We start from the raw sequence: 20,295 nt of genomic DNA, 5'->3' as shown, positions 1-20,295 counted from the left end.
CGCCCAGCGCTCGCAGGCCCAAAGAGCAACGGCGCCGCTCCAATACGCCCGTCGGGAACTGTTCGACATGACTAGGAACGCATTGTCAGCGAGCTCACGTGAAATGCAGGTGGTTTCCGCCGCCTGGTTGTTGATCTTGGGGCGAATTCTTCTCGGCTTGTCGCTGGCGACGACGTTGATGGTGATGTTGGCTTGGCCGGCAGGTTGGATCACGCTCCGTTCGCTGATCGACGGTCTGCCGACGATGAAGTTCAACACGGCCCTCGGGCTGGCCGTCTTGGCGGCGATCGGCCTGTTAAGAGCGCGGATGAACGCGATTGGCGACCAGGTGAATTGGTCGGCGATTGGCTTGGCCGCGTTCGTCTTGTTGTTGGCGAGTCTGAGCCTGGTCGAAGACGGCCTGCAGATCGACTTGGGCATTGATACGCTGGTCAGCGCCGATGCCCGTTCGGTCGATCAGGGAAATCCACCGGGACGGATGTCGACTGGCACCGCCATTGGCTTGGCGCTGTTAGCGATCAGCCAGTTGATCTCTGGGTTCGTGCCGTCGTGGGTTCGCAAGACGATCGCATCACTGGCCGGCGTAATGGGTTTGATCAGCATCTTCTTGTTCCTGCTGCGTACCAACGTCCGCGACGCCAGCATCTTTTCGACGACGGCTATTCATACGGCGATGTTGCTAGCGCTGATCGCGGCCGGGTTCTTTTTGGTATGGCGCGGCTTGCGGTTTATTCGGACCGACGCTGATCGCCAGCTGGCGCTGGCCGAACTGCGCCGTTCTCGTCCGGTCGCCGGCATTATCATCGGTACGCTGGTCGTCGGTCTGCTGGTTACCGGCAACCTGGTGAGTGACGCTCAAAAGACGATTCGCGATTCGAGACAGGCGGAGTTCTCGTACTTCACCGACTTGGTTGTGGAGGATATCGAGCGCAACGTCAATCGCGTCGTATACGGCCTGCGAAGTTTGCGCGGCTTGTATTTGTCGCGCGAAGAGGTGTCTCGGAATGAGTTCGCTACGATGGTCAAGTCGCGCGATTTGGCTACCGAGTTTCCGGGGGCGATCGGCCTGGGCTTGATTCAACGCGTCGAACGATCCGAGTTGAAGAACTTCGTGCAGGAGGTGCGAGACGACGACGGCCCCGATTTCGAGGTGCTGACCAAGGGAGACGCCGCGGACTTATTCATTATTCGCTACATTTTCCCACTTGACCGAAATCGGCAGGCCTGGGGTTTCGATATCGGTTCGGAGTCGACCCGACGAACCGCCATCGAGCAGGCGGCGTTGACCGGGAAACCAACGATCACCGGGCGGATCGAACTGCTGCAAGACAACGCCAAGACGAGCGGCTTTCTTTACTACTTGCCACTCTATGATTCTCTGGAAACGCCTGACTCTGAGGCGGAACGATTGGCGCGGCTGCGCGGCGTATTGTACGCGCCGATCATTTTGAACAAAGCGCTCGCGGGCATCGATAGTCGGACTCAAGGGAACGTCGAGATCATGATCTTCGACATCGAAGAAAATGAAGCGGGAATCAAACTGTACGGCGATCGCACCCCTGACCAGGTCGAGGCCGAACTGCAGGGGCAAGGCTTTCGCAAGTTTGTGGAGCGAACCGTAATTGACGCTGGCGGGCGCAAGTGGGCGGTGACGACCGTTAGTTCACCGGTGTTTGAGAGTCGCATCGACCGCACCATGCCGGCGATGATTGGGGTTGCCGGCTCGATATTGTCGCTGCTGTTGGTCGGCGTCATGTGGTCGATGGGAAGAAGCATGGCCCTGTCGCACAATCTGATGGTCGAAGTTCGGCAAAGCGAAGAGGAGGCCCGCGAGGCGCGACGGATTGCGGAAAAAGCGAATCTGGCGAAGAGCGAGTTTCTGGCCAACATGAGTCACGAGATTCGGACTCCCATGAATGCAATCATCGGTTTGACCGACTCCGTTTTGCGAACCGACCTGTCGAGCGAACAACGCGAATATTTGAACACCGTCGCCGAATCTTCCAGTACGTTGTTGCAAATCATCAACGATATTCTCGACTTCTCGAAGATCGAAGCGGGGAAGTCCGATCTGGAGGAGGCGCCGTTTCAACCGCACGAGTTGGTCGCGAAGCTTCTCAAGCCGATGGCCGCAAAAACGCTGGATCAACCCGTCGAGCTGAGCTATCACGTCGCCCGCAACGTTCCCGGCGAACTCCGGGGAGATGCCCGCCGACTGGGGCAGGTATTGATCAATCTGACCGGCAATGCGATCAAGTTTACGACTCAGGGAACGGTCGATGTTCGCGTCGCCGCCGTCGAGCAGGAGGATCTCGACCCGCAGGAAATCCTGCTGAAATTCTCGGTCAAAGATTCCGGCATCGGCATCCCGGCGGAAAAGCAAGCGTCGATTTTCAACGTGTTTGAACAAGCGGATACTTCAACCACGCGGCGGTATGGCGGCACCGGGTTGGGACTGACGATTTCGTCCCGGCTGGTGCATCAACTGGGAGGAGAAATCGGCGTCGAGAGCGAGTTGGGCGTCGGCAGTACGTTTTGGTTTACGGTGCGCCTCCGTCGCAGTGAGGGAGAGATCTCGGAGCCGTGGTGGACGATTGTGGAAGGCCTGCGAGGTCGGCGAGCGCTAATCGTCGACGACAACGAACTCGATCTATTGACGCTGTGCGACGTGGCGGAGTCACACCAAATCGAGACGCTGCAGGCCCAATCGGGTGAAGCGGCGCTGCGCATCTTGCAGGCCGAAAAGCAGGCTCAAAGGCAAGTTGATCTGTTGGTTACTGACCTGAAGATGCCGAACTTTGATGGTCTGGAGTTGATCCAGACTGTTAACGGCGCCCCCGAGCGATATGGCCTACCGGTGGTGATCCTGGTCTCCGCTGGACGAATTGAAAGCCTCGGTAACGCCGCTCGAGTTCCAGTCGCGTCGAAGATTTGTAAACCAGTGAAACCGTCCGAATTGTTGGAGGCGATGGTCGAGGGGCTTGGCTTGAGTGGGAACATCGACCAGGCGGCGTCGACGCTTCCGCCGCCGGCCGAATCGGCCACAGCGGGAATGCGGATCTTGTTGTGCGAAGATAGCCGCGCCAATCAGCAAGTGGCGACCGCAATTCTAAGGCGTCGAAACCATCAGATCTCCATTGCGGAGAACGGCGTTGAGGCGCTACAGGCGGTCAAAGACGGTCAGTTTGACGTGATCCTGATGGATGTGCAGATGCCGGAGATGGATGGCCTGACCGCCGCCTATCTGATCCGCGAGTACGAACAAAAAACGGGCGGCCATGTGCCGATCGTCGCGACGACCGCCCACGCGCTGAAGACCGATCGCGAGCGTTGTCTGTCGGCTGGGATGGATGCGTACGTATCGAAGCCGCTTTTGCCGGACTCGCTGTTCGCGGCGATCGACAGCGCGATGCGAATTGCCGGCCCAGAGGCGGTCGCGGTAGAGGCCCAAAGCGAGCGGTCGCCGGAGACGCCGGCGGTGGTCAGCGAAGACTCGCCGGTGCCTTGGCGGAAAATCTTATCGCGCTTGGGGGACAATCGTCCCGTGCTGGTCGAAATTGTCGCGACCTATGCTGAGGAAATGGAGGAGAGTATTCGCAGCGTCCAGCAGGCGATTGCAGAGCAGGACGACCATCGGCTGACCGTCTCGGCCCACAAATTAAAAAGCGGCCTTCGCTTTTTTCACCAAATGGAAGCGGCTACAATAGCGTTAGATCTGGAGCAGCGGGGAACCCGCGGCGATTTCGATTCGGCCGACCAGCAAGCGGCGAAGTTAGCCGCGATGGTCTCGGGCCTGCTGCCCTATCTCCACCGCTATTGCCAAACCAATTGACGACGCTCGATTTCAGCGAGGGAACGGAAGTATGGTTGCGAGCGAGATGACGATCCTGATCATCGATGATGACGACATCGACGCCGATTCGATGCGGCGAGCGATTACGCGTCAGCGAATCGCCAATCGGGTCGTGCGAGTTCGCGATGGAGAAGAAGGTTTGGAAGTCTTACGGGCAACCGCAGCGGCGCCGGAGCATGATTCGGTCTACTGCATACTGCTCGACTTAAACATGCCGCGGATGTCGGGACAAGAGTTTCTGGAAGTGGTCCGAGACGATCCGCAGCTCCAATCTCATCGGATCTTCGTATTGGCAAGTTCCTGGTATGATCCGGGCGCACTCGACGCATGTAAGCCGCATATTTCCGGCTATCTGTGCAAGGGACGACAGTTCGCCGATCAACTGAGCAAGCTCGATGTTGAGTGGAGCTTACAAGACTCGCCATCGGATCGCTAATAGGCGCCTATGAGACCGATTGGAAAATAATTGCAAGTTTTCCATACAGATCGCACTTGTTTGATGTTGTCGAATTTCGTCAGTCCCGTTAGAACTCTTTTCCGACGAGACGCGGGGAAGTGATTCCCGGCAGGTTTCCATACCAGTCCGACTGGACGTCACGCTCTTGTCACGATGGCCCTCGGCTATGCAGACCGTCGTCTGCTCTACATGTCGGTGAGGTGCTATTCACGACGTCCAATCATTAGTCGGATACTAGCAGTTCAGGTAGGAAGTTGCCTGAAAAGTTCTCTTGGAAAGGAAACCCTGTATGCTCGTTCTGTCTCGCAATTCGTCCGAATCGATTGAGTTCTCAAACCTCGGAATCACCATCAAGGTTCTGCAGCTTTCCAAGTCGAAGGTTCGGCTTGGCATCGACGCTCCTCCCGAAGTGCATGTTCGCCGCAAAGAACTTCCGCCGAGCGAGTTCAGCGGTCTGGCCGTCAATCGCGACAAGCTCGGCCTCAGCCCGATATCCGATCATCTGCACCGGGCGATTCAATCGCTGGAACAGGTGCAAAAGGCGGCGGAAATTACCGACTCCGGGCATGTTCTGGCCCTATTAACGCGAATCATTCGTGATCTGGACGCGCTTGATCGCCAAGTCAAGCAATGGTCGCCGCCAGAGCAAGATGCTTCCGGCGCGGTGATCCGCCGGGCGCTAGTCGTCGATGACAACGTGAACGAGGCCCGCTTGTTGGCCAGCTTTTTGAGTCTCAAACAGTTCGAGGTGGCGACCGTCAATAATGGCGCCGATGCGATCCGCTACTTGGCGCAAAACACGATGCCCGACGTGATCTTGCTCGACATGAACATGCCGAAGTTCAACGGCGGATGGACCGTTCGCGAGATTCGCCGGAACGCCAAGTACGAGCATCTCAAGGTATTCGCCGTCAGCGGGATTCATCCGACCGAATATGGCGTCGAACTGGGGCCGCAGGGCTGCGATCGCTGGTTTCAAAAGCCGATCAATCCTAGCAACCTCGTTGAAGAAATCATCGAAGGTTCGGGCTGCCATCGCGAAAGCGTACTGAACTGAAATTCCGTCACCGACAGGAGCCTGGATCGCCACAGCGAGCACGGCGGCGATTGATAGGAAAAATGCGGCGTAGTACGGCTCTCTATTTGCTTCCCTATGAGGGGATTGTGGAGAACTGAATGGCAACCGGAAATCCAATTGCTACAATACGGCAGAAAAAAATTGTCGCTTTTGGGGCAGAATTGGATGACCACACCAGACGCCACGTCGCCTGCGGACGAGGCCGGCGCGGACGAAACGCCCGCTGAAGCTCCGTTTTATGTGGTAGGCATTGGCGCTTCAGCCGGTGGGCTGGAGTCGCTAGAACTGTTCTTCGATCATATGCCGAAGAATAGCGGCATGGCGTTCGTGGTCGTGCAGCATCTGTCCCCCGATTTCAAGAGCCTGATGGATCAGCTCTTGGCTCGGCACACGCAAATTGCGATCCATCGCGTGGAAGATGGGATGCGTGTCGAGCCGAATGCGATCTATCTGTTGCAACCGAAACACGATATCACGATCGAAGGCGGCGTTCTCCGCCTTACCCAACACGATCGGGACTCCGGCTTTAAACTGCCGATCGACGTCTTTTTTCGTTCGCTGGCGAAAGACCAGGGGAAACATGCCATCGGCGTCGTCCTTTCCGGTACCGGATCGGACGGATCGCGGGGGATTCGTGACATCCATCAAAGCGGCGGCTTGGTCGTCATTCAAGATTCAGAGTCGGCTGGATTTGACGGCATGCCCCGGGCATCGGCTGCGACCGGATTCGCCGACCTGGTATGCCGACCGCAATCGATGCCGGGCAAGATTTTGGAGTTTATCGGCAAGCCGGGCGATTTTCAGCGGGGTCAGGTCGAAGACGCGGGCTACTCGGACGAAGGTGCTCTTCCGGCGCTTTTTCGCCTGTTTCGTCAGCGGTTTGGGATCGATTTTACGCACTACAAGGCGGCGACGATTCAGCGGCGCATCGAGCGACGGATGCAACTTTCGCAGGTCGCCGACCTGGGCGACTACGTCAACAAATTGGACAACAACACCGACGAGCTCGACTTGCTGTATCGAGACTTATTGGTCGAAGTGACCTCCTTCTTTCGCGATCCCGAGGCGTTCCGCCGGTTGGAGACGGACGTCATTCCGAAAATTGTCGCCGAATGTGCCGCGGATGATGAGATCCGGGGGTGGGTTTCGGGCTGCGCTACCGGCGAAGAAGCGTATTCGATCGCGATGCTGGTGCATGAAGCCGCCGAGAGAATGCAGCGATCGTTGAGCGTCAAGATTTTCGCCAGCGACGTTCATCAAAAATCGATGGAGATCGCCAGCGCTGGGGTCTACGCTCCGAAATCAGTTGAGAATATGCCGGCGCGCTATCGCGACAAGTACTTTTCGCTGCACGGCGACTTCTACCATATCAAGCCCGAAATTCGGCGGATGGTCGTCTTTGCCCGGCATGATCTGACCCGCGACCCACCCTTTACCCGCATTAACTTGATCAGTTGTCGCAATGTGTTGATCTATCTGGAACCCGAAATTCAAAAGCGAATTTTGGCCATGTTCCACTTCGGTATGCGTGTCGGTGGAACGTTGATGCTGGGACCGAGCGAAACGATCGGCAACCTGGCGAAAGAATTTGAGACCATCGACCAGCACTGGCGAATTTATCGGAAACTGCGCGACGTGCGGCTACCCGAGTCGGCGCGAATGCCGATCGCTCCCCCGCCGGCCGCCATCTCGCAAGGGCGGACGCAGATTGGCGGCAATGGCGGATCGAAACCGGAGGACTCCTGGTTCCTGCCGGGCGCCTATGAAGACCTGTTGGCCAAGTATGTGCCGCCCAGTTTGCTTGTGAATGAGTTCTTTGAGTTGATTCACACCTTTGGCGAGGCTCGCAAGATGTTGGTCCAGCCGCCGGGACGAACCACTTTGGATGTGTCTCGGATGGTCGAAGGCGATCTGCAAACAGCCGTCACCGCGGCGCTGCATCGCGCCAATCAACAGGACGAGACGGTCACCTTTCGCAGCGTCATCGCGAAGACGGCGATCGGCGACCGCCGTCTGAATGTGCGGGTCGAGCCCTATTTAAAGGGTAGTCGCAAGTTGTTCTTGATCTGTTTGGAAGAGCAGCAGGAAGTGGCGCAGGCGCCTGTCGAGACGACGCAAACGATTGAGTTTGACCAGCAGCGCAGCGGTCGGATCGACGAGTTGGAGCAGGAACTCGATCATACCCGCGAGTCGCTGCAAACCACGGTTGAGGAATTGGAGACCAGCAACGAAGAGTTGCAGTCGACCAACGAAGAGTTGATCGCATCGAACGAGGAACTGCAGAGCACCAACGAAGAGTTGCATAGCGTCAACGAAGAGTTGTATACGGTCAACTCTGAGTATCAACGGAAAATCGACGAGTTGACGGCGCTGACGAACGACCTGGACAACTTGCTCACCAGCAGCGATATCGGCACTATTTTTCTCGACAACGAATTGCGCATCCGCAAATTTACCCCGTCGATCGCTTCCGCATTTCACGTTGTCGAACACGACGTCGGACGGCCGATTCAACACATCAGCTACAACCTGGAAAACTTCGACCTGATCAACGACCTCCGCGCTGTGCTGGAGTCGGGCGACACGCTCGAGAAAGAAGTGCGCAGCCGAGAGGGACGATCCTATCTAAAACGGGTGCGGCCCTACTTTGACGAGTCGGGCGCCTCGGACGGCCTGGTGCTGACGTTTGACGACATTACCGCCGTCAAGGTCGCCGCATCGCTGGCCGAGCAGGCGGAAGAGGATTTGGTTATCAGTCAGAAGGAGTTGCAAGAGTTCGCCTACGCCGTGTCGCACGACCTGCAGACTCCCTTGCGCCATATTCAGGAGTTCATCAGCCGCATCGACGAATCGGCGACGAACGTGGGAGACGCCAAGGAGCACTTGGAGGGCATACGCAACTCGTCGGTTCGAATGGACCGGATGATCCTGTCGCTGCTCGCCTATTCGCGGGTCAACACGCGCGGCGCCAACTTAGAGAGCGTTTCGCTCGACAAAGTGATCGAGACGGCGCTGATCGAATTGAACGCGGAAATCCAAGCGACCGAAACCACCGTGACGTACGAACCGTTGCCGCGGATCGAAGGCGACGAAGCTCAACTGGTTATCTGCCTGCAAGAGCTGATCCACAACGCGATCAAATTTCGGGACGATCGCCCCGCCAAAATTCATGTTGGGGCGAGAACTCGCGACGGCGGCTGGTTGATTTCGGTGCACGACAACGGAATTGGGATCGAGCAGCGAAACTACGAACGCATTTTCATCATCTTTCAGCGACTGGGGATGAAAGAGGATTGCGATGGAATCGGCTTAGGGCTCGCCCTTTGTCGACGCATCATGGACCGGCACCGCGGTTGGATGTGGGTCGAATCGACCCCGGGACGCGGCAGCACCTTTTTCTTGCAATTTCCCCGAGAGGATAAGACTGGCCTGGTGCGGGCCAAAAGGTAAGTCATCATGAATGAGCAAGACGCATCGAGTTCGCCGGGAGAACTTCTCCAACGCGACAAGAAATCCTTTTATGTCGTCGGCGTCGGCGCATCGGCCGGCGGGCTAGAGGCGCTGGAGCGGCTGTTTGACAACATGCCGGTCGACAGCAACATGGCGTTCGTCGTCGTCCAACATCTATCGCCCGACTTCAAGAGTCTGATGGACGAGCTGCTGGCCCGCCGCACCAAGATTCCGATCCACCGAGTTGAAGACGGCATGGAGATCGAGGCCAATGCGATCTACTTGATTCCGCCGAAGAAGAACATGGAACTCGCCGCAGGGAAGCTTCAGCTAATCGATCAAAACCTGGGAAGTTTGAACCTGCCGATCGACATCTTCTTTCGTTCGCTGGCCAAAGACGCCAAAGAGCGTGCGATCGCCGTGGTCCTGTCGGGGACCGGCAGCGACGGTTCGCGGGGGATTCAGGACGTGCATGAGGCCGGCGGGCTGGTCGTCGTGCAATCGATCCAGTCGGCCGGGTTTGACGGGATGCCGCGCAGTGCGCTAGGCACCGGATTGGCTGACGTCGTTTGCCCGCCCGATAGTATCGCGAGTCGGATTTTGGAGTATATCCAAAGTCCCTCGTCGTTCGTCGATCAAGCGGGGCAAGATGAGGAGCTGTCCGAGTCGGGCGAACTGGCGACGATCTTCCGGCTGTTTCGGAATCAATACGGGATCGACTTCAGCATGTACAAGCCGACAACGATCGTCCGTCGAATTGAGCGGCGGGTGAAGTTGTCGCGCTGCTCGTCGCTGGCCGAATATTCGCAGTTGGTGGAGGGAGACTCGCGCGAGCTGGACGTGCTGTATCGCGATCTATTGGTCGAAGTGACCCAATTCTTTCGCGATCTCGACGCGTTTCAGCTGTTGCGTAATAACATCTTTCCGCGACTGGTTGAGCGAGCCGCCGATACCGGCGAACTGCGGATTTGGGTACCCGGCTGCGCGACCGGTGAAGAGGCCTATTCGTTGGCGATGTTGGCGACCGAGTGTATCGAACGACAAGGGGTCGACGTCGATCTCAAACTATTCGCCTCGGATGTTCACCAGACTTCAATGGAGACGGCCAGTTCCGGCGTCTATTCTTCGGCCAGCGTTTCGCGAATGCCGATCGAGTTCCGCGACAAGTACTTTACGCGAATCGGCGATCTGTACCATATTTCGGCGGAGCTGCGGCAAAAGGTGATTTTCGCGCCGCATGACATCACCAAGGATCCTCCCTTTACCCGAATCGATCTGATTAGCTGCCGCAACGTGCTGATCTACTTCAACCAGGAAGTGCAAAAGCGCGTCCTCTCGCTGTTCCACTTCGGGCTCAGCGTGGGCGGCATCTTGTTTTTGGGACCGAGCGAGAGCATTGGCGATCTGGACAAAGAGTTTGAGCCAGTGGATCGTCAGTGGCGGGTTTATCGCAAGCTGCGAAACGTGCGCCTGACGGAAACGGGGCCAATCCCACCGCAACCGGCGCTCAATCGCGTCGTGTTCAACCGCCCCTCGTATGTGGCGACGCAGACGAGAACGGACAAGTCGTGGCTCGTTCCCGAAGTCTACGACCACCTGCTCGCCAAATATGTCCCGCCCAGTCTGTTGATCAATCAGCACCTGGAACTGGTCCATTCGTTTGGCGACTCGCGGCGACTGTTGGTGCAGCCCGAAGGGAAGGCGACTCTGGACGTCTTACGGATGGTTGAAGGGGACTTGCGGACGGCGATGAACGCCGCGCTGCATAAGGCCTCAACGACCGGCACGACCATCATGTTTGAAGGGGTTCGAGTCAATACGACGACCGGAGAGCGACTCTATCGGCTGGTTGCCGAACCTTACAACAAAAGTGCGGAGAAAATGTTTCTCGTCACGCTGGAGCTAATGCAAGACCTCCCGGTGATCGATGAGACGGTCGCCGTTCCTTTTGATTCGGCCGACCAATCGGCGCAGCGGATCGTCTCGCTGGAGCGTGAACTCGACTATACGAAGGAAACCTTGCAGGCGACCGTCGAAGAGCTGGAGACGAGCAACGAGGAACTGCAATCGGCCAACGAAGAGCTGGTCGCGTCAAACGAAGAGCTGCAAAGCACCAACGAAGAACTGCATGGCGTGAACGAAGAGCTGTTCACCGTCAATTCGGAGCATCAGAAGAAGATCACCGAGCTGTCGCAGCTGACCGAAGATATGGATCACTTGCTCAAGAGCACGAGGATTGGGACGGTATTCCTGGATAACGACTTGAAGATCCGCAAGTTTACGGCCGAGGCGAAAGAGGTGTTCCACATTCTCGATCAGGACATTGGACGCCCGATCAGTCATATCGCCCATAACCTGGTCGATGTCGAGCCGATCGAAGACGTGCGGCAGGTCTTAGAAACGCAACAGCCGATCGAACGAGCTGTCGAATCGCGCACAAAAGGGAGCTACTTAATGCGCGTTCTGCCCTATCAAGGAATTCGGGGCTTGGCTGGCGTCGTCCTGACGCTCATTGATGCGACCTCGATTCTGGCGATCCATCGCCGACTTGAGGATCCAGAGCTTTGAACGTCGCAAGACAAGACCCTTCATCGTCTAGTCGAAATGGGGTTAACCGCATTTCTAATGTGGCGGTGTGAGAATTGGAGGTCTTTGTATTGCAAAAAAAGGGGGGGGCACGACAATACAGTGCAAGTAAAATCGATCGCGAAACTGCAATAAATGTAGGCGTCTCTGGGGGCAGGAAGACGTGGATCAAATCGAGACGGTTTGTGAAGAGACGATGATCGTCGGAGTTGGCGCATCGGCAGGCGGGCTGGAAGCCCTGGAACGGTTTTTTCGCCAGGTGCCGGTCGACTCAAAATTCTCTTACGTAGTTGTTCAGCATCTTCCTGCGGAACAACCAAGCATGATGGGTCATCTGCTAGGGCGATTCACTTCGTTGCCGGTATGTCTAGCGACGAACGAACTGCGCGTCTTGCCGGGACACATCTATCTTATCCCGCCTGGCAAAGAAATGATCGTCGCGGACGGCAAGTTGTTGATTGCGGACCGCACTCGCGAAAACGGACTATCGCTGCCGATCGATCAGTTTTTTCGCTCACTAGCGCAAGAGTGTCGTGGCAAAGCGATTGGAGTCATCCTTTCCGGTACGGGATCAGACGGCTCACGCGGCATTTGCGAAATCCATGCGGCCGGCGGATACGTGTTAGTGCAAGATGCCCAGACCGCGAAATTTGACGGCATGCCGAACGCCGCGGTCAATACCGGCGTCGTCGACGGCATCTATCCGCCAGAGCAGATCGTCGAGCAAATTCATCAATTGACGACGCGACCACAGCAACTGCCGGTAGCGAACTCGGACGAGCCGGCGGCCCAAAATGGCGTCGATCCGAGCTACATAGCGATCATTCGCCTGCTGCGAAACAAATTTGGCATCGATTTCTCGCACTATAAATCGGGGACGATTTCGCGGCGAATCGAACGTCGTCTAATGCTGAATCAGGTTTACGATCTAGCGGCTTATGCAGACCGGCTGAATACCGACGAAGATGAACTGGACAAGCTCTATCGCGATCTGCTGATCGGCGTGACGCGGTTTTTTCGCGACCCCGAAGGGTTCGACCTGATTCATCGATCGGTCATCCAAGAACTGGTCCAAAACGCCACGCCCCAGCAAGAACTGCGATTTTGGATCGCAGGGACCGGAACCGGCGAAGAGGCGTACTCGTTGGCGATGCTGATCAGCGAGGAACTGGAAAGGCACCCCAGCTTCGTCCCGGTCCGAATTTTTGCGACCGACGTCCATAATCGCTCGCTCGAAGTCGCCGCCCGCGGCGTTTACACCGAAGACAACCTGCGCGACATCACGTCAGAGCGGGTAGCCAAGTATTTCGTCAAACGCCGCGATGGTTATCAGGTATCGCCCCATTTGCGGAAGATGATCGTCTTTGCGCCGCACAATGTGATTCGCGACGCGCCGTTCACAGCCATGGACTTCGTCAGCTGCCGTAACCTGTTGATTTATCTGCGTCCCGAAGCGCAGAAGAAGGCGCTGTCGCTGTTTCACTTTGCCCTCAAGGTCAATGGCGTCATGTGGTTGGGGCCGAGCGAAACGCTGGGAGATCTGGGCCCCGAGTTTGACGTGCAAGACGAACATTGGCATATCTATCGCAAACGCCGCGACGTCCGGCTGTCGGCCAGCGACCGCGGCGCTGTCAAAGTGGGCGTCGGTCAATACGGCAACCGGGCGCTGCCGCAGACCAACCGCGGCGGCGTCGCCCACCAATTGGAGATGTACGACCGGTTGCTGGAAGAGTTTATGCCGCCCAGCATTCTGGTGACCGACAGCCGCGATCTGCTGCATGTTTTTTCGGGCGCCAGCAAGTACTTGACTCACAAGGATGGACGTCCCTCGACCGACGTCGTCGAGCTGGTCCATCCCGACCTAAAAATGGCGCTGCTGACGGCGATGCAGCGCTGCGTCAAAGAGCAGTCGCCGGTGGTGCACGCGGGACTGAAGTGCTCGTCGATGCCGGACGAAGATCTGAAGTTGGTCATCAAGCCGTTCTTCAATCGCACCGCCAATCGGCACGAGTTTCTCATCGTGTTCGACGCTCAGCAATGCGATTTCGAGGAGCGATCGTACTCGATTATCGAGCTGGAAGAAGGCATCTCGCCCGAGCAGGTCGAAGTTCTCGAGGCGGAGCTTCAGTACGCCAAAGAGAGCCTGCAGGCGACCATCGCCGAACTGGAGTCGACCAACCAGGAGTTGCAGTCCTCCAACGAAGAGCTGCTGGCTTCGAACGAAGAGTTGCAGAGCACCAATGAAGAGTTGAACTCGGTCAACGAAGAGCTTTATACGGTCAATATGGAGCATCAGCGCAAAATTGCTGAGCTGACTGAATTGACCGACGATATGGAGAATCTGCTCAACAGTACCGAGGTCGACACTGTCTTTCTCGATCGTGAGTTTCGCATCCGGAAGTTTACGCCGGGCATCGCCAAGACGTTCAACCTGATCCCGCAGGATATCGGCCGTCGAATCGACAGCTTCACGCACAACGTCAAAAACCTGGCGCTGCTCGATACGTTGGAGCAAGTGCTACAGTCGGAAGAGCCGCTGGAGTTGGAAGTCGGGGGCGCCGACGAAGACTGGTACCTGTTGCGGATTCTTCCCTACTTCTCGAGGAAGACGGTCGAAGGGTTGGTCATGACGTTGATCAACATCACTTCGCTGAAGAGCGCCGAGACCCGCCTGACCGAGCTATCCGAAATCGTGCAGCAGTCTTCCGATGCGATTATCCGGTTTGATCTCGACGGGACGATTCGGACCTGGAACCGCGGAGCGAGCGAGATGCTCGGATATGCCGAGAAGGAAGCGATTGGACGCCCTTTCTCGATGCTGATGCCCGACAGCTGCGAAGTGGCGATGCAGTCGCTCTTGCGAGAAGTGGCCGAAGGCAAGCCGGTTAGCGATCATCGCACCGTCTGGCTTAGCCATGGTCAGCAAGCGCTCGACATGTCGCTGCACATCACGCCGATTCGAGACTCGAAAAAGATGGTGAGCGGCGCTTCGGCGATCGCCCGCGACATCTCGGAGCTGAAGAAGGCGGAATCGAAGATTCGGGAAGCGGTTCGCCGGCGCGATCAATTTCTGGCGATGTTGTCGCACGAGCTGCGCAATCCGTTCGCCGCCATTTTGAACGCCAACAGTTTGCTGAAAGAGGAAGGAGTCGATCAGTCGACCAGCGACGAAGCGCGGGAAGTGGTCGAACATCAGCTGCAACACATTTCCCGGTTGCTGGACGACCTGCTCGACGTCGCGCGGATTGCCAACGACAAGCTCGTGTTGCACACCGAGGTCATCGATATCTCGAAGATCGTGATGGACGTGGTGGATTGCGTCGGCCATCAGTTGGAGACCTGCAAGCAACAGCTCGATCTGGAACCCCCTGACGTGCCGCTGTTCGTGGATGGCGACATCGGAAGACTGCAACAGGCGCAGGTCAATCTACTGGTCAACGCCAGCAAGTACAGTCCGAAGGGAAGTACGATTCGCTACAGCGTGACCCGCGAAGGGGGCGAGGTTGTGATTCGCGTCGGCGACTCGGGAGACGGCATTCCTGTGGAAATTGCGGACCAGATTTTCGAGCCCTTCGTACAAGCCGAACAGACGATCGACCGCTCGCAGGGAGGCATGGGCCTGGGGTTGTCGCTGGTGCGAATGATCGCAGAAGCCCACAACGGCGGGGTCGAAGTGACCAGTTTCGGTAAGGGGATGGGGAGCGTGTTTACGATCCGGCTTCCACTGACGGCGGCGCCGCCGTCAAACGCTGCGAAGGTCGGATTCACGATTCTCAAGGGAACCCGGCTGCTGTTGATTGAGGATAGCGATAGCATTCGGCGGATGTTGGCTCGTTCGCTAGAGCTGAAGGGGTTTACGGTCGACACGGCGAACAACGGCGTCGACGGCTTGGAGCGATTCCACGCATTCGAACCACAGGTAGCGATCGTCGACATCGGGTTGCCCGACATTGACGGCTATGAGCTGGCGCAGCGCGTGCGAGCGAACATCTCCAAGAAGGTGCTGCTGGTCGCGGTAACGGGCTACGGGCAAGATCAAGATCGTCGCAAGGCGCTCTCCGCCGGTTTCGATATGCACTTGGTAAAGCCAATCGATCCGCTGGAGTTGGCCGGCGCGATTGCGCCCTTCCTAGGACCGGGCGATGCGGGACACCGCTAAAGGCACCCACAACAACGATCCGGCCAGGGTGAGGGTCAGCAACCCGCCCAAGATCTGTAAAAAAGAGACTGATTTAGATTGACCAAATAAACAGGGGTTGGTACGTTGACGGTCATGGCATGCGAGCAGCCGATCGCTCGTGATCGCAACGGATAGCTCACGCGAGGAATAACGAACCCAATAGGTAATTGCAGTACGCAATTAGGGTTCGGGGCAGGTATTTCCTACGGTGGGAGCCCTAGGCCTCCTATACCTCGTTTTGTAGTCACGCTCCGGTGACTGCAGGAAGGAGTCCGTTGTGCTAGTTGTTACACGCCATTCGAAAGAAAAGATTTCTTTCCCTCAGGTTGGCATCACCATTCACTTCATCCGAATTCATTCGGGGAACGTGAAGATTGGCGTCGATGCCCCGCGTGACATTGCTATTGTCCGCGATGAAATCGAAAGCGATGACTCCACAGCCTCTTTGATTCGTCGCCAGTTTCTTCGGCTGCCTCGCGAAATTCGCCATGGTATCCGCAACGAGTTGCATGAGATCAGCATCGGTCTGCACCTGTATCGAGAACTGCAGCGGGCGGGACATGTCGACGAGGCCGAAGAAGCGTTTCAATGCATCCAACACTCGCTGAAGCGACTTGACGAGAATCAGGTCTTTCAGCGGTCCCCAAGACGTGCGCCCACCAGCGGCAATATTCTGCTGGTCGAAGATGTCGCCAACGAGCGTGAGATGCTCGCCGACTTTCTGCGGTTGCACGGCTATGGCGTCCGTACCTTCGCCAACGGGCAGGAAGTGCTCAACTATCTCAAAGAGGCAACTCCGCCGAAGGTAATCTTGGTCGACATGAAGATGCCGGATTGCGACGGTCCGACGACCGTGCGTCAGATTCGGTCCGACTCGCGAATTCAAACCACGCAAATTTTCGCGCTCAGCGGAACGTCGCCCAAAGAAAATGGACTCGAAAGCGGCGCTCGCGGAATCGATCGTTGGTTTCCCAAGCCAGTCAACCCGCAGGGGCTAATCAACGCGATCGAAGCGATCGGCGTCGGCAAATCCAACTCAAACAGCGAACAGGAAGCGCTCTAAAGCAGGAGGCGAAGATATCGCAGGAAGCAATGTAGCCGATGAAGTACGCCGCAAGGAGTGCGGGAAGAAGTCCAAGGGAACGTGGACAGTACGCTTCGGCGGCTACCCAGTCGCCGGGAGAACCGAGCTTAGGACTCGGTTCTCCCGCGCATTTTTCAATTCGCTGGTTTCAGTTTAAGCGATCTTTCGATCGTGACAACAAAAATTCGCCAGCAAGTTGTTGGCGTCAAACAGGATGGAGACGCTTAATAGGTGAATGATGTTAGGTCGTACCATGTCATCGTATGAAAATGAGATGACGTAATCCCTTACTAACGCTCTTCTTGCGATTTTTCTTTCAGGGCACGCGGGCAGCCGATTCGCTCGCAGCGGCAATGGATTGCGCGGTTGGAGGCCGAGTTTCCTCCAAGATTACTTATCCTCAGACGCTTGAATCTGGTTTCGTGCCAGGTGCGAGACGTCCATGCCGCGCTCGGAAGCAACGCTTTCGCGACAACTGCGAGAACCGCCGTCGTGCTAATGCATCGACACCACTGCAGGATGCCCATCGTCCGCGACCTCGTTTGGCGACTGTTCTGTTGGAGAATTTCCAAGGAATGCCCTTGCCAAATTGGGTGGGGCTCTCTACAAACCTGCCGCCTGGTAGGCCATCTCGCATGCTCGCTCACGTCGCGTCGAGGTCATTCGAGCTCAATATGGAGCCAGCCATGAATCAGGAAGTCCCATCAATCGACCAGCGAGTCGTTCGTCTTCTTCTACTTGAGGATGACGACGCCGACTTTGCGGCCGTAAAACGACAGCTCGATCGAGGATCGATCAATTTCGACGTCTCTCGTGTCGATACGGTTCGTCAGGCCTGCAGTCAGCTGAAGAAGCGGCAATACGACGTGGTGTTGGTCGATTTGACGTTGCCTGATAGTTCCGGAGTCGACACGGTCGAATGCCTGGCCGAGCATACCCAACAGACGATCCTGCTGGTGGTCACCGGCCTGGAAGATGATGATCTCGAACAGGAGATCCTGCGCCGCGGCGTCTGCGGCTATTTCGTTAAACGGGAGGTGCAAGGGAAGTCGATCCTGCGGGTGATTCAGCACGCTCTGCAATACGAACGATTTGTGCGTCAACATCTTGCGCTGGTTGATCATCTGCGCGGCCAGCAGAAAAGTATGGAAGTGCTGGCTCGCCGACTTCGCGAAGAGAATAAGCTGCTCAAAGAAGCGCATGAGCTTCGCATTCAAGAGGAAGCGACGAATTTCAATCATCTCGTCAACCATGTCAGTAAGGAAGTGGTCGCCATGTTGGCGATCGAGTCGGCCCAGTCGAGTCGCGCCAAGAGCGAGTTCCTGTTGGCTTCGTGCCAGGAATTGAAAACGTCGCTTGAGAGCGTCTTGGCGGTTCATGATCATCTCGTTCGCTCTGCGCTTACTGACCAGCAGCGCGCGCTGGTCGATGCGAGTCTCGCCAGCAGCACGACGTTGCTACGGATGGTGGGCGAGATCATCCAGATCGCGCAAGTCGAGACGGGGAGTACCCAGGCGAAACCATTTCCCTGCGACCTCTCAGGCGTGATCAAAGAGGTTGGAGCCTCCGCCTACTCGTTGTTGCGATCGAAGGATATTTCTCTGAAGTGGAGTTGGGACGATCGATTCGCCCAAGTCGTTCAGTGCGATGGACAGATCGTTCGGCAGATCTTGGTGCAGCTGCTGTCCAATGCGATCAAGTTTACGACTCAGGGCCGTATCGACATTCGCGGTACGACGATGGCGCGGGATTGTAACGGTGGACGGATCCGGATCTCCGTTCTCGATACCGGAGTCGGTGTGCCCGCCGAATTGCTCGAAGAGTTACAGGCGGCATTCGCGCAAGGAAGGCTGAGCGGTCTGCCAACGCACATGAAGTCGAGCCTGGGGCTGTCGCTCGCTTTTCAGTTGGTGCGATTGCTCGGAGGAGAAATGGGAGTGGAGAGCGTGCGTTGGAAGGGCTCGCACTTCTGGTGCGACATTCCGGTACACGACCTGCCGAACGATTCGCATCGCCGGTTGAATCCGCCACGGCGCCCCCAAATCAAACGCCCCCATTTCCTGAAGCTGGTTGGCAACGGCGAAGATACCCCAGTGACGTCGACGAAACGGCACGTCTTGGTCGCTCATCCCAATCGCCCGCTCCAACTCTATCTGACCGAGCAGCTGCATCAGTTGGGCTATACGTCTGACGTCGCCAAGGATGGGAACGAAGTGCTGGCGATGCTGCGACGGAAGGAGTTCGACATTCTGATGGTCGACTGCAAGTTGCCGACGTACGATGTGTTTTCGATCGCCGGTCGCGTCACCCAACTGGTCAGTCAAACGGATAATGAGCAGCCTCCCAAGATCATCGCCATGTCCGATCGAATGACGCTTGAGGGGGCGGATCTCGCCGACTACGAAAACATCGACGCGTTGGCGTCGATCCCGATGGAGATCGGCAAGTTGCGCGCAACGCTCGAAGAATGCCTGGCCAGAGAGTTCAGCTAACAGTCCGTCGATTTTCTCAACAGGCAGCTAACGGGGCCGTGGACAAATCTCGGGAGGGGAACGCAATCCGACGATCGCCTAGTGCGGTCGTCGGATTGTCGCCTTTAGAGCGGTTTTCTTCCAGCTTTAGCGTTTTGGCTGGTTGTGGCCGCGCTGGTCGGCGTTGACCTGCATCGACGAATCTTGAGGATTCGCCTGCTTCGGTCGCCTTGAGCAGCTTGCCTCACCAACGCCAGAAACGCTACAGCTATCAGAAAAACGCGCTAGGAAAGCTACGAGACTCTCGCGCCGCGGCGACGACGGAGCAGCGCCAAGCTGACGCCGGCAATTCCTAATAGCGCCAAACTGCTGGGCTCGGGGGCGGCCGCAGCCGCAACATCAGCGAACGCGTCGATTTCAATCGCGCTGCCGCCGGCGAGGCTGACGCGAACGTACTGAATCCATTCGAGCCCGACGCTGCCAATATCGACGCCGGTTCCGCCGCCCGAGCCGTTGTAGGCGGCGTTGATCGCGGCCTCGGTCAGCCCGGTGGCGTCAAACGACGGATCGACCGGTTTCGTAAAGTCGGTCAGAATCGTGCCGCCCGAATTGCCGCTGCCGCTATACGCGGTGTCCTGGTAGCCGAGCGTCGGAAAGGCGGTGTCGGCGAAAACGCCCGAGATCTCGTAGTACGTCACGTTATCTTGGCTGACCGAGATGACGCCTGGCTCGGCGGCGACGGCGCCGGCGACGCCGCCAGAATTTAAGTAGAAGGCGTTGCCGAAAACTAGCAGGTCAATCCCAAAGGGATTCGCGATATCGTTGATCACGGGGTCTGCGAAACTGACGGTCAAATGACCGCCAGGACCGATCTGGGCGATCTCACTGCTTTGGTACGGAGAGTAGAAGACGCCGACTTGGCTGCCGAAACCAGTATCGCGAGTTGGCGCGCCGAGGGCTTGCGTCCCTCCGGCCGAAGTGTAGCCGCTGCTCGCCGCGTAACCCGGATCGTAGTCGACGATTGCATTGGCGAAGTCCGCCATGGCATGCCGCGAGGCGAGATGGCAGGTCGCCAAAATCGCCGCGATCAGACCGAGCAGGCGCAGATGGATGCACATGAGATTCCTAAGTGGAGT

9 protein-coding genes are annotated in these 20,295 nt (G+C 57.1%); 8 read left to right on the top strand and 1 reads right to left on the bottom strand.

All coding sequences use genetic code 11. From position 1 onward, the window contains the following. The first annotated feature begins 103 nt into the window (after positions 1 to 103). The 8 genes from Enr8_RS10245 to Enr8_RS10210 all read left to right on the top strand — a co-directional run bounded on the left by Enr8_RS10245 (position 104) and on the right by Enr8_RS10210 (position 19,180). A complete protein-coding gene (locus tag Enr8_RS10245) occupies positions 104 to 3,832 on the top strand; it encodes a CHASE domain-containing protein (RefSeq protein ID WP_186767556.1) in 3,729 nt (1,242 codons plus the stop codon). A 31-nt stretch (positions 3,833 to 3,863) separates the two neighbouring features. Then, complete coding sequence (locus Enr8_RS10240; RefSeq protein WP_146431090.1) at positions 3,864 to 4,289, top strand: response regulator; 426 nt, start codon at positions 3,864 to 3,866, stop codon at positions 4,287 to 4,289. Positions 4,290 to 4,599: 310 nt separating this feature from the next. Further along, positions 4,600 to 5,367 carry a response regulator gene (locus Enr8_RS10235; protein WP_146431088.1) on the top strand — a complete coding sequence of 256 codons (768 nt, stop codon included), beginning with the start codon at positions 4,600 to 4,602 and terminating at the stop codon, positions 5,365 to 5,367. A gap of 186 nt (positions 5,368 to 5,553) precedes the next feature. Next, positions 5,554 to 8,838: a chemotaxis protein CheB gene (locus tag Enr8_RS10230; RefSeq protein WP_186767555.1), complete on the top strand. Its 3,285-nt coding sequence runs from the start codon at positions 5,554 to 5,556 to the stop codon at positions 8,836 to 8,838. A 6-nt stretch (positions 8,839 to 8,844) separates the two neighbouring features. After that, positions 8,845 to 11,406 carry a chemotaxis protein CheB gene (locus Enr8_RS10225; RefSeq protein ID WP_146431083.1) on the top strand — a complete coding sequence of 854 codons (2,562 nt, stop codon included), beginning with the start codon at positions 8,845 to 8,847 and terminating at the stop codon, positions 11,404 to 11,406. 181 nt (positions 11,407 to 11,587) lie between these two features. After that, positions 11,588 to 15,583 carry a chemotaxis protein CheB gene (locus tag Enr8_RS10220; protein ID WP_146431081.1) on the top strand — a complete coding sequence of 1,332 codons (3,996 nt, stop codon included), beginning with the start codon at positions 11,588 to 11,590 and terminating at the stop codon, positions 15,581 to 15,583. A gap of 298 nt (positions 15,584 to 15,881) precedes the next feature. Further along, on the top strand, positions 15,882 to 16,667 hold the full coding sequence (locus Enr8_RS10215; RefSeq protein ID WP_146431079.1) for a response regulator: 786 nt from the start codon (positions 15,882 to 15,884) through the stop codon (positions 16,665 to 16,667). 707 nt (positions 16,668 to 17,374) lie between these two features. Continuing rightward, positions 17,375 to 19,180: an ATP-binding response regulator gene (locus tag Enr8_RS10210; RefSeq protein ID WP_186767554.1), complete on the top strand. Its 1,806-nt coding sequence runs from the start codon at positions 17,375 to 17,377 to the stop codon at positions 19,178 to 19,180. 272 nt (positions 19,181 to 19,452) lie between these two features. Here Enr8_RS10210 and Enr8_RS10205 read toward each other — a convergent pair whose 3' ends face one another. Beyond that, the gene (locus tag Enr8_RS10205; RefSeq protein WP_146431074.1) at positions 19,453 to 20,277 is read right to left on the bottom strand and encodes a PEP-CTERM sorting domain-containing protein; all 825 of its coding nucleotides are present in this window, start codon (positions 20,275 to 20,277) and stop codon (positions 19,453 to 19,455) included. Positions 20,278 to 20,295 lie beyond the last annotated feature (18 nt).

The organism is Blastopirellula retiformator (genome assembly GCF_007859755.1).
GTDB classification, from domain to species: Bacteria; Planctomycetota; Planctomycetia; order Pirellulales; family Pirellulaceae; genus Blastopirellula; species Blastopirellula retiformator.
The sequence above is the reverse complement of the archived record's forward strand: the minus strand, read 5'-3'. Positions and strand labels throughout refer to the sequence as shown.